Source organism: Halorubrum sp. B53, assembly GCF_059752395.1.
Map to the genome: position 1 here is coordinate 165116 of NZ_MWTH01000011.1, position 11549 is coordinate 176664.

General features: G+C 67.3%; 7 protein-coding genes and 1 pseudogene. 3 read left to right on the top strand and 5 right to left on the bottom strand.

Annotated features, from left to right (window positions below):
* Positions 1-181: 181 nt before the first annotated feature.
* Positions 182-670, bottom strand: coding sequence for a type IV pilin domain-containing protein (locus B4V06_RS09225; RefSeq protein ID WP_498169350.1), 489 nt, complete (start codon positions 668-670; stop codon positions 182-184).
* 231 nt (positions 671-901) lie between these two features.
* Here B4V06_RS09225 and B4V06_RS09230 point away from each other — a divergent pair.
* Positions 902-1564 (top strand): annotated as a pseudogene (locus B4V06_RS09230) (hypothetical protein).
* 13 nt (positions 1565-1577) lie between these two features.
* Entirely contained in the window at positions 1578-3176 is a 1599-nt protein-coding gene (locus tag B4V06_RS09235) for a bifunctional metallophosphatase/5'-nucleotidase (RefSeq protein ID WP_498169353.1), read from the top strand.
* A gap of 218 nt (positions 3177-3394) precedes the next feature.
* Here B4V06_RS09235 and B4V06_RS09240 read toward each other — a convergent pair whose 3' ends face one another.
* The 3 genes from B4V06_RS09240 to B4V06_RS09250 form a co-directional block, all read right to left on the bottom strand.
* The gene (locus B4V06_RS09240; RefSeq protein WP_123111992.1) at positions 3395-3610 is read right to left on the bottom strand and encodes a hypothetical protein; all 216 of its coding nucleotides are present in this window, start codon (positions 3608-3610) and stop codon (positions 3395-3397) included.
* A 204-nt stretch (positions 3611-3814) separates the two neighbouring features.
* Positions 3815-6658, bottom strand: coding sequence for a UvrD-helicase domain-containing protein (locus B4V06_RS09245; protein ID WP_498169357.1), 2844 nt, complete (start codon positions 6656-6658; stop codon positions 3815-3817).
* Complete coding sequence (locus B4V06_RS09250) at positions 6655-9330, bottom strand: PD-(D/E)XK nuclease family protein (RefSeq protein ID WP_498169360.1); 2676 nt, start codon at positions 9328-9330, stop codon at positions 6655-6657. Before B4V06_RS09250 ends, B4V06_RS09245 begins: the two co-directional genes overlap by 4 nt.
* Positions 9331-9511: 181 nt before the next feature.
* Here B4V06_RS09250 and B4V06_RS09255 point away from each other — a divergent pair, with 181 nt between their 5' ends.
* Positions 9512-9943: a universal stress protein gene (locus tag B4V06_RS09255; protein WP_123111989.1), complete on the top strand. Its 432-nt coding sequence runs from the start codon at positions 9512-9514 to the stop codon at positions 9941-9943.
* A gap of 107 nt (positions 9944-10050) precedes the next feature.
* On the opposite strand, the gene B4V06_RS09260 is transcribed toward B4V06_RS09255, so the two are convergent.
* Positions 10051-11256: an inorganic phosphate transporter gene (locus B4V06_RS09260; RefSeq protein WP_123111988.1), complete on the bottom strand. Its 1206-nt coding sequence runs from the start codon at positions 11254-11256 to the stop codon at positions 10051-10053.
* Positions 11257-11549: the final 293 nt, after the last annotated feature.

Below are 11549 nucleotides of genomic sequence, written 5' to 3' on the forward strand. Positions count from 1 at the left end.
CACGACGACGACCCGCTGGTGAGTCTTGTGGATCGATACCGCTCTTGCGTACTTGCTGGAGAGTAAGGGAGTATTAAGAATGCGCGACATCTGTATAACTCTGAGACGATCACGAATTCGCGGAACACTACCGCTATTGGATTTAAATATCGAAAAATATTGGGCTGGCGGAGGTAGTCAGTTAGAACGTGATGTCGCCGCCACTGATAGTGCTGATATCATCTACCTCAATCGTTCGGTCTAGCAAGACCGAATCACTCGGCGTGTGAATGATACGAATGCGGAGATCCTCGGTTGCGGTACTATCGTCGGTAACACCGAATGTCCCGGTTTGGATGTCACCAACTGTTAGTGCGTCACCGAATTCTCCACTTGCATTAGCTTCATCGCCGTCACTGTCAGTTATGATTATGTTAAGACTCTGGGAGTCGATCCGATCACCACCGCTGTGCTCAATTTCAAGATTGTATTGACCTGCAGTTGTGGTATCATTCTCCACGTTCACATCTAGTTGCGCCGTCGGCTGACTATCCCCGAGCGAGTCCCCGAGTCCGAGCACGAACGTCCCGATGACGGCGGCCAGAATTACAGTGATTGCGACCATGAGGATAACCCCAATAACGGGACTCACCGCTCGGCCGTCCGAGTTGAACAGGTTGCTTGGTTTCATAGTTTGAACCCAGCGGTCCACCGACGGAACGGCCGATCCGTTCCGAACGGTTAGCTGGTTACTAACTGATTTAACGGCCGACCTTATGTAGTTATTGTCCGGAATATCACGGCCGAAAATTGGAAGGGCAAGGTGAAACCAGTTGGCGCGTAATCAGTTCGCACGGATCCCACGGCCCAGGCTCTCGCGCGGACGTACAGCGACCGAGAGTACCCGGACCCGTGGGAGAAGGTGCTCGACTTCCGTCGCGTGCTCGACTACGCCGCCGACCACCCGAACGCCGGACGAACGCGGGTCGGGAACGTCCTCGACCTCCCTCGTCTCGCGTTCGCGGCTGGCTCGACGACGAGGTCCCGGACCCCGCGAGCGGGGTCCACACCGCGTCACAGCGAGGCTGGCGCGATCCGACTCCCGACAGCGACGCGGCCGCCGGGCTCGTCGAGCTGCTCGCGCACGTCCTCGCGGGCGGGAGCATCGCCCGAAAAGAGCTACGCGCCGGCCGTGACCCCCGGCCGACGCGTGGACGTCGACGAGATCCGAGCGGCGTTCGACCGCGTCGGCGTCGAGACGACCACTCGCCGCGAGCACGCGAGCAGCCGCGCGACCGAAGTCGTTCTCGGAACCGACGCGTCCGTGCTCGGGCGGTGTCTCGTGGCGATGGGCGCGCCGCTCGGGTGTAAGACCGACCTCGACCGGCTTCCGGCGGTCGTGTGGGAGGTGCCGACGACGGTCCGCGAGTCGTTCGTCCACGTCTACGTTCGGGACCGCGCGACGCACCATCGGTCGAAGGCGACGCTTACCATTAGGGAGGAGCGCCCGGGAACTGACCTCTTTTGCGGCGATATTCCCGCAATTATATCCGTTACCCTAAGTGAAACGATTGCGCTGCGGTAGTCGTTGAACTGTCATGTCGGATAGCGAACTGCGACGGCGGACAGTGCTCTCGTATCTCGGCGCCACCGGTGTCAGCGTCGCGCTCGCCGGCTGTAACCAAGGCGATGACGGGGGCAACACCACAGATTCCCCGGATGAGACGGAGAACGAAACGGCTGACGAGACGCCGACGGAACCGGCCACGGAGTCGCTGACGCTGCTTCACGACACCCACGTCGGCGGGCGGCTCGGGACCGCCGACGCCAACGATAACGAGAACATCGAGAGCTACTTCGGGCTGATGGACGACCTCGCCGAACCGGACCGCACGCTGCGGTTGGGTGCCGGCGACGACCTGGGCTCGTCGGCCCTGTCGTCGGAGTTCGAGGGGCAACACGTCATCGACCCGTTCGAGGCCGGCGACCTCACCCACGACACGTTCGGCAACCACGACTTCGACTTCGGCCCGGACGTGCTCCGGACCCGGGTCTCCGAGACCGAGGACTTCCTGTGGGTCAGCGCCAACGTCGACGAGCCATCCGGTGAGATGTTCGCCGGCGCGGAGGGGGCCGAGCGCTACGACATCGTCGAGCTGGCCGGCGTGTCGATCGGGGTCACGGGCGTCCTGACGCCGCGGGCGAGAGAGGTGACGAGCCTTGGCGACGCGACGGTCGAAGACCCGACTGATGCGCTCAACGAGGTGGTTCCGGAGATGCGCGACGACGGCGCCGAGGTGGTCGTCGTGATGTCTCACGTCTCCAACGACCTGGCGCGCAACGAGATCGCTCCCAACGTCGACGGGATCGACGTCATCGTCGGCGACGACGCCGCCGAGCAGTTCGACGAGGCGGTCGAGATCAACGACACCGTCCTCTCGTTCGTCGGCGACGAGTACGACTACCTGGGCGAGGTCACGCTCGAGGTCGGCGACGACGGGATCCGGTCGCACGACCGGTCGGTGTACGACGTGAGCGAGGAGGAGATCGAGCCGAACGAGGCGGTCGAGGCGGTCGCCGACTTCTACCGGCGCCAGGTCGACAGCGAGGTGATCGGCGAGACCACGGTCCCGCTGAACTGCGTGAGCGAGGACCTCCGCACGGGGGAGACCAACTCGGGCAACTTGGTGGCCGACGCGGTCAGGGACGCCGTCGGCTCCGACGTCGTCATTCAGAACGGCGGCGGGATCCGGACGAACACGCTGTACCCGCCGGGTGACATCACCGATCTGCTCATCCGCCAGATCCTGCCGTTCGGCAACACGACCACCGAACTGGAGGTGAGCGGCCAGACGCTCCACGACGCCCTGGAGAACGGCGTCAGCGAAGTCGAGAGCCTCGAGGGGCGGTTCCCGCAGGTCAGCGGCATGGAGTTCGCGTGGGACCCGGAGGCCGAGCCGGGCGACCGGGTCGATCCGGCAGACGTCACCGTCGGCGGCGACCCGCTGGAGTTGGAGGCGACCTACACCGTCGGGACGAATAACTTCATGGCCGATGGCGGCGACGGGTACGACATGCTGTCGGGCGCCACGCGGACCGACGCCGGCGGAACAGGCCTCGCTCAGCTGGTGATCGACCGGATTCGGGAACGGACGCCTATCTCTCCGGAAACGGAAGGACGGATCACCCGACTCTGAGTCGACCGTCGGTCTGATACCGAGCCCCCTCCCGGCGCTCGGGCGGCCTCTCGACCGCAGGACCGAGAATGAAGCGCATGTCTGAGCAACCGCGTCCGGCGACGACGCTCCCGACTGTACTGGTTATCGGTGATCTCACTGAAAAGGATGCGTCGCATCTGTCGGTCGCCTAGCGCGCGACCGGTTGTGTTACCCGTCCCTGAGAACGACCGGTTGTGCTATCGGTCCCTGAATTCCACCGTGTAGCCGTTGTCGCGGAGCGCCTCGACGAGGTCGTCACCGGCCTCGATCGTGAACTCGTGGAACGAGTTGGTCGGGGTGTCCGCCGTGTACAACTCCGAGTCGATATTATCGGGGATTTCGTTCTGGTGAGTGTCCTCTTGCACGACGACCGGTTGACTGGGTACGCGTTTGGAGCCGCTGTCTTCGGTCATTTGGATATGTGTCGTTGTCGCTGTTCGGCTATTTGTATTCCGGTTCTCTGTCGGTCGAGACGACCGTCTACCGATACCACGTGATCCGACGCGAGTCGAACGCGGCGCCGCCGTGTCTGTGGTTCTCGATCTCTATGCGGAGAGACACGGAACGACTGCGGTCAGCCGGGATTCTCTCGCCCGCCCGGGAAGCTACGTCGACGCTCAGTCCGCTTCCGTTATCAACTCGCGAATGGCGTCGAGCGAGAGCGGCTCGATAGCATGCCGGGTCCCGGTCTCCGTGTACAGGATGCTCGTTCCGACCTCGCGCTCCGGATAGGCCTCGCGGACGACGTGGTGGTAGACGCTCAGCTGCTTGCGGTACTCCGGTTCGCCGTGCCGACCGCGGTCGGTCTTGTAGTCGACGATCTCGACGCGGTCCGGCGTCACGTGGACGAGGTCGACGACGCCGGAGACGGTCACGCGCTCGCCGTCGACCGCGAGCGGCAGGTAGGCGTCCTCCTCGACCAGCAGCTCGCCGTCGAGGCCATCGAGGAACCGCGCGACGTGCGCCTCGTCGTCGTTCCGCGGGTCGACGTCCTCGCCGAGCGCGTACGCTTCGGCGAACTCGTGGACTCGGGTTCCGAACTCTGTCCCGCGACCGCCCTCTGCCGCCTCGAAGACCTCGTTCCGCATGAGCGTGTGCGGCGTGTGGCCGCGCGGCCCCGCCGAGACCGGCGTCTCGACCTCCAGTCCGGTCCCCTCGGCCGTTCCGGTCGGGCGCGCCGTCACGTCGGGGACGATCGATTCGATCTCGACCGGGAGTTCCTCGATGAAGGTGTTGGGGTCCTCGCCGGCGGAGAGGACCACGTGGCTCTCCGCCCGGGTGATCGCGACGTAGAGGAGGCGGCGCTCCTCGTCGTAGTCGCGGGGCGTGCACGCCCGGAGCACGTCGGTCCGCCAGTTATCGTAGACGTGGGGCGTCCCGTGTGCGTCGGCCGAATAGACCTTCCGCTGCCGGAGCCCCACGGGGTCGTCGTAGGTGACGACACCGCCGTTACCTCCGGCCGGCGGGAACCGCCCGCTGTTCATGTTGGCCAGGATGACGATGGGGTGTTCGAGCCCCTTCGTGGCGTGGATCGTCTGGACCGTCACCGAGTCGGTTCCCGCGCCGGCGTGGACGTCGTGGGTGCTCCCGGCGTCGATGCCGCGTTCGATGAAGCGGATGAGGTCGCCGCGCGTCTGCGTCGTCGCGTCGTGGACCGACTGGACCGTGTGGAGGACGACGTCGGCGGTCGCCCCGTCGTAGCCGTAGCGGGCGAACACGCGCCGCGCGACGCCGCCGACCGTCGCCGTCGACCGGAGCTCCTCGCGGAACGCCGCCGCGTTCTCGGGGTACGTCTCGGCGTCGAGCATCGAATCGACCTCGTCGAGCGCGTAGCCCGCCCGCTCGAGCACGACCGCCCAGCCGCGGTCGCCGTCGTCCTCGAGGATCCGAAGCCAAGCGAGCAGCAGCTTCGCCTGGTCCGTCCGGAAGAGCTCGATCCCGCCCTCGTACGCCATCGGCAGCCCGTACTCCTCGGCGGTTCCGAGCAGCTCGCGCCCGAAGTCGCGGGTGCGCGTCAGCACGGCGACATCTCCGAACTCCGGCGCGCGGAGGTCGCCGTCGTCTCCCTCGACGCGGTACGACTCGCTGCCGACGATGTCCTGTATTTTCGTCAGCACGGCCGCCGCTTCCTCGTCGCTTCGGATGGCCTCGATGACGGTGTTGTCGCGGTCCGAGTTGGACTCCAGCGAGACGATCCGGTCGTCGACGGCCGCCGCGTCGACGTCGTCGCGGCTCGCCGCGGGGACGCGCAGGGCGTGTTCCGAGAAGTCGAGGATCGCCTGCGTGGAGCGGTAGTTCTCGACGAGCTCGACGGTCGTGACGGGGCGGGTCGGGAACGAGACGCGCTCGCGGTCGGCGTTCAGCTGGTCGACGAACCGGTCGAGGCGGTCCTCGAACGCGACGATGTTGTCGACGTCGGCGTACTGGAAGCCGTAGATGCTCTGTTTCCAGTCGCCGACGACACAGAGGTTGTCCGTGTCCGCGAGCAGGAGCGCGAGCTTGAACTGGATCTCGCTGGAGTCCTGGAACTCGTCGACGGTCACGTACTCGAACGCCACGTCGTCGCGGAGGGCGTGGTCCTCGCAGAGCAGGACGAACGCGAACAGCTGGAGCATCCCGAAGTTCAGATAGTTCCGCCGCAGCGCGAACCGGAGGTACCCGTGGTAGACGTCGTGGACGAACCGCTTCAGCTCCTCCCGGTCGTCGTCGAAGACGCGCTCCGCGAGCCCCTCGGGAACCGCCTTGCCGCCGCCGCGGATCGCCTCCTTCTCGGGGGCGTCCGGGAGGTAACACTTGTTCCGGCCGTAGCGGCCGAGCGCCGACCGGAGCGTCGACTGCCTGCTCCCGCCGTTCCGCGGCTCGTTCAGCTCGTCGAACTGCCTTTTAAACGCCGCGAAGTCGCCGTCGAGGTGGCGTTCCCCGTCGCGGTACCAGCCGTCGGCCGTCGGAAAGACGCCCTTCGCCGCGAGCTGATTAATGAGACCGAGCAGCTCGCCCGGGTCCGAGAGCGCGCGGAAGACGTCGTCGTACTCGGGGTGGTCGTCGCCGAAGCGGTCGAGGAACCCGTCGAACAACGCTCCCTCGACGAGCTCGTTCTCGACGATCCGCGTCGACCCGGTGATGCGGTCGTCGATGCCGAGGTGCGTCGGGGCGGCGTGCCCGTGCTCCTCGAGCAAATCGTGACACAGCGAGTGGAACGTCTGGATCGGCGCGTCCGCGAGCTCGCGGGTGCCGTAGCGGGAGTGGCCCACGATGCGCTCCTTCATCTCGGCGGCGGCGTTGTTCGTGAACGTCACGAGGAGGACGTCGTCGGGGTCGACGCCCTCCTGCGAGACGATGTTCGCGTAGCGGCGCGTCACGGTGAACGTCTTCCCCGTGCCGGCGCCGGCGTCGACGAGGTAGAGCCCCTCCGTGCCCTCGATGAGCGTTCGCTGCCGGTCGTTCGGCTCGAGGTCGGTCATCGGTCGCCCTCCAGGAGGAGGTCGCGGTTGTCCACGTACCGGAAGTTCGGCTCGCCGCCGAGCCCGTCGACCGGGAACCGCTCGTCGCCGGCGCGCCGCCGATTCAGCTCCGCGAGCCGCTCGTCGACGAACGCCTCGAACGCGTCGAGGTCGCCCTCGAAGAAGGCCCGTCCGCGAGCGCGTGCCAGCTGGCGCAACGCCTGCCGACAGCCGGACGCGACGTATTTGTAGTCGCCGACGCGCTCTTTCATCCGCGCGGTCAGCGCCTCGCCGAACGCCGAGTCGACGAGGTCGTCGCTATCGGTCGTCTCGGGGAGGGATGCCTCGTCGAACACCGAGGCGTAGTCCGCGTACTCGACCTGCGAGAGCGTCTTCTGACAGTCGTTCGCGCCGTCCGTGACGAGCCCGTCGAAGAATCCCTCCGAGCGCGCGTACTCCTCGAACGGCGTCGGGTGGTAGGTAACCGTCGTCAGCGCGTCGTCGAGGTCGGCCTCACCGGTGACGACGTCGTCGAGCGTCTCCAGGAAGTGGAAGAACGTGAACTCCAGCCGCCGGTCGGGGCGCTGCGAGCGCCAGTGGGTGAGGTACAGCAGCGCCTGGAAGTTCGGCGAGTCGCTCGGCGGATCGAGCGCCGAGTTCCCGACGACTCGGGAGGCGCTCTTGCGCCGACCGCTCTTGTGGTCAACCAAGCGGGTGGGAGAGTGAACCAGGTCGATCTTCCCTTTGAGTCCCAGGTCGTCGTTCTCGAACCACCGTTCGGTGACCGGCGAGTCGACGGGCCGGTCGAACCGGTCGGCGAAGGCGTTGCTCCCCCGACCGCTCGCGGCCGTGAGGAACTCGCCGTCGACCGGCGGGTTCGCCTCGAAGTACTCGGCGATGGTCTCCAGCCCGGCGCGGTACTTCGTCCGCCGCGTCGCCTCGTCGACCGACCGGAGGAACGGCCGCGTCTCGGCGAGCATGTGGTCGACGACCTCGTCGATGACGGCCCCGTCGACGAAGTCGGGGTGGGCGACGTAGAACTCGGCGAAGTCGTGGAAGAGGTTTCCTTCCGTGAAGTAGTCCGTATCCGGGCTGTCGACGAGCCTCCCGAAGAAGTGGTCGCGGGGGGAGTTGACGTAGGTCCCGAGCGTCGATTGGCTGACGGTCGACACCTCGGTGGGGACGACGCCGGTCGGCTCCCGCTCGAACCCCTCGCGGGAGCGGTCGTCCTCACCCGAGTGGTCGTCCTCGTCCGACTGATCGTCCTCACGGAAGCGGTCCCCGTCGCCGGAGCGAGCGCCCTCGCCGGTGGGATAGATGTTCCGCGAGTGCGTCACCGACTCCAGGTCGCTGAAGCGCTCGAACTCCTCGTCGAGCAGCTCCTCGAAGTAAAGGCACGGCGTCACCGGCGACCCGCCCTCCGCGTCCCGCACGAGGTAATACTGCGTCGCTCCGCTCTGGAGGAGGAGCTGGAACCCGCGGATGTTGCGGGTGTACTGGGCGTCCCGGTCGACCCACGGTCGTCGCGGCGCCGAGTGGGTCCAGTCCTCGTCCAGTCCGAGGTAGAAGACGACCGGGCGGTCGACGTAGGCGGCCGACTTCGCGTCGGCGAGCAGCACCCCCTCGTTCTCGCGGTCGACCGGGACCTCGTAGCTCTGAAGGTAGAAGGCGAGCCGGTCCACGACGCGCTCGGTCGCCCGCGAGTCGGCGACGCCGAGCGTCTCCAGCTCCTCGCGGAACGCGTCGAGCCGGCGGCCGGTCCGGTCCTCGAACCGGCCGAGCGCCTCGGCGACGGTCCGGGTCTCGACGCGCTCACAGAAGTCGACGACCCAGTCGAGCGTCGACTCGTCGGTCTCGTAGAGCCGCTTCTCGTCGTGTTCGACGTCGACCGAGGCGCCGAGCCGCGCGAGGAGCGGGCGTATCTCGCCGACGCGCGTGTCGCTGCCGGCGTGCGCGGCGCGGAGGAGCTGCACGAACGCGCGGTGGTCGGGGTCGTCGGCGAACCCGGGCCCGCCGTAGAACGGGACGTCGACGGCTTCGAGCGCCGACTCGACGAGCGCGGAGAACTCGCTCCCCCGATCGAGCACGACGGCGACGTCGTCCGCGTTGGCCTCGCTGACGGCGTCAGCGACGGCGTCGACGATCGTCGTCGCCGAGTCAAAGACGTGGAACGGCGGCCGGTCGAACTCCCGGTCGCCGAACAGGTCGACCCCGTCGTACTCGTCGGGGAGGATCGTTCGCTCCAGTCGCGTCAGCTGGGCTTCGCCGACGACGGCGACATCGTTCGCGTCGTCGATGCGGTAGTCGGTGAGTCGACGAGACGTCGTGTCGAGGGCGGCGACGTGCTCGACCGCCTGCCGCGTGGCGTCGTCGACGTACGCGTCGTAATCGAGGATCGCGTCGAGACGACCGCGGTGTTCCCAGCACTGGAGGATGTTCCCGACGGCGTAGGCGGCGCGCTTCCAGTCGAGGTCGGTCTGGTCGACGAGTTCGAGGAAGGCGATCCGGTCCTCGGCCTCCTCGCGGCGCCCCGCCGCGAGTCGGCGGGGCGTGATCGCGAACGAGCCGAGCCGCGGCCGGTCGATGCGGCGGTTCAGCGCGCTCGCCAGCGGCGCGTCCGGAACCACGACGAGGTCGTGTCCGGCGACCGCCTCGTAGAGGTCGTCGATCGGCCGGGCGCGGGGAAATGACACGACTGGACCATCGGCCCTCGGTTAATAAAGGTTCACAGACCGACGCGGTGTCGACGCCCTCACACCGACCTCCTCTGCTGAGTCGGTCATCGGGGCTCGTCTGTCCCGTGTCGGGCGACCGGGGAGCCGACCGCCCTCTGACGACCGCTGTTACTATGTGCGAGCGGGTTCGACCCGTCGTATGGCGCCATCGCACGTCCTCGTCCCGCTCGACGGGTCGCCGCTGGCCGACGAGGCGCTCACACAGGCGATCGAGCTCTTCGATTGTCGGGTGACCGTTCTGAACGTGGTGACGCCGATCGACGCGACGATGAGCGAGGGCGGCGTTCTCGAACCCGACGAAAACCGCCGTGAGACGGCTCGAGATCGCACCGAGAGCGTCGTCGAACGGGCGAAGACGCGAGCGAGCGAGGCCGACCGATCCATCGAAACGGCGGTGGAGACCGGCGACCCCGCCGAGGTCATTCTCGAGTACGTCGCCGCTCACGACGTCGACCGCGTCGTCATGGGCGGGCACGGCGGTGAGCGGGGAAGTATCGCTCGCCGACTGCTCGGAACCGTGGCGACGACCGTCGTCAGCGAGGCCCCCGTGACCGTGACGGTCGTCCGCTGACCGCCGTCCGCTGACGGTCGTCCGCTGACCGCCGTCCGCTGACGGTCGTCCGCTGACCGCCGTCCGCTGACGGTCGTCCGCTGACGGTCGCCCGCTTACCCGGTTCGTCACCCGCCGAGCACCGCGGCGAAGACCTTGTAGAGCCCGAACCCGATGGCGATAGAGGCGACGAGCGTGATCAGCCAGAACCCGAGGGTGACACCGATCTTCCGCCGAGAGACGCCCGCCGATCCGCCGGCGAGCCCCCCGCCGATGACGCCGGAGATGATGATGTTGTTGAACGAGATCGGGATCCCCAGCGCGATGGCCAGCTGCGCGATGATGAACCCGGGGACGAGCGCGGCGATGGAGCGTCTGACCCCCAACTGCGCGTACTCGCGGGAGGTCGCTTGGAGCAGCTTCGGCGCTCCCATCCACGCGCCCGCGAGGATGCCCGTCGCGCCGAGCGAGAGCAGGACGATGCCGGGGAGTCCGAGCTCGACCCCGTAGAGGTTCTCGAGCGGCCCGGTCGCCAGCCCGACCTGACTGCCGCCGCTGGAGAAGGCGACGACGCTCCCGAGGACGATGAGGAAGGTCCGAATGCCGCCCTCGACCGACGCCTGCGTCCGCCGGCGGATGGCCAGGAACCACGCCGCGGCGGCCGCCAGCGTGACGAGCGCGACCACCGGATCGATATCGGCGACCGTCGGCGTCTCGACCTGCCGCGCGATGAACCCCGCGACGGAACTCTGGGTCGCGTCGGGCGGCGAGGGGATGACGCCCAGCTGGACGTTGGCGACGATGCCGCCGACCACCGCCGCGAGCAGCGGGACGCCGACCGTCTCCGGGATGTCGTCGCGTCGGAGAACGGTGGCGGTGAGATAGGCGAGCCCGCCCGAAACGGGGGGAACGAGCGCCCAGAAGAGCGCGATGCGCCGGTAGGTGTCGATCGCCGGGTCGCCGCCGAGCGAGAGCCCCACGCCCACCATCGCCCCCGTCGTCGCGAACGCCGCCGGGACCGGATAGCCGGTGTAGACGCCGAAGGCCATGAACCCGGTCGCGGTCAGCAGTCCCGCCGTCGCCGCCAGCGACGTTATCTGGACGCCGTTTATGAGCCCCGCTCCGACCGTCTCGGAGATCGCCCCGCCCTGCGTGAGCGCGCCGAGCGCGGCGAGGATCCCGATGAGGAAGGCGGCCCGCATCGTCGAGATGGCGTTGGCGCCGATCGCCGGGGCGAACGGAGGCGAGTTGCTGTTGGCGCCGAGCGCCCACGCCGTGGCGAGGCTGGTGAGCGTCGCCAGCGCGACGAGCGCCCAGAAGACGGCTCCCGCCACGCTCAACGGCCTCCGCTGACGGCGGTTCGAACCATGTCACCCACTTCGACGGAGGCGGTGATTAAACGTTCCCCCGACGCGTCCGAGATCAACGTGGGAAGGCCACGGTCGCAGACTCGATTCACTCGAAAACCGAATAAGTAGCACGTGTGGCAGAATCACCGTCGGCACGGTACCGCCGCTCGCGACGTGTCTCGCGGCAGCAGAGAATGGGGCCGGAGGGATGAAAGTAGCTCGCGATTAGTGCAATGTCGGTACGCCGAGACGTCGGTTTTCGGTGTCGTATTCATGAT

What these genes read in the sequence shown, in the direction of transcription:
- B4V06_RS09235 (WP_498169353.1), top strand. Translation starts at nt 1,578, where the DNA reads ATGTCGGATAGCGAACTGCGACGGCGGACAGTGCTCTCGTATCTCGGC.
- B4V06_RS09240 (WP_123111992.1), bottom strand. Translation starts at nt 3,610, where the DNA reads ATGACCGAAGACAGCGGCTCCAAACGCGTACCCAGTCAACCGGTCGTC.
- B4V06_RS09245 (WP_498169357.1), bottom strand. Translation starts at nt 6,658, where the DNA reads ATGACCGACCTCGAGCCGAACGACCGGCAGCGAACGCTCATCGAGGGC.
- B4V06_RS09255 (WP_123111989.1), top strand. Translation starts at nt 9,512, where the DNA reads ATGGCGCCATCGCACGTCCTCGTCCCGCTCGACGGGTCGCCGCTGGCC.
- B4V06_RS09225 (WP_498169350.1), bottom strand. Translation starts at nt 670, where the DNA reads ATGAAACCAAGCAACCTGTTCAACTCGGACGGCCGAGCGGTGAGTCCC.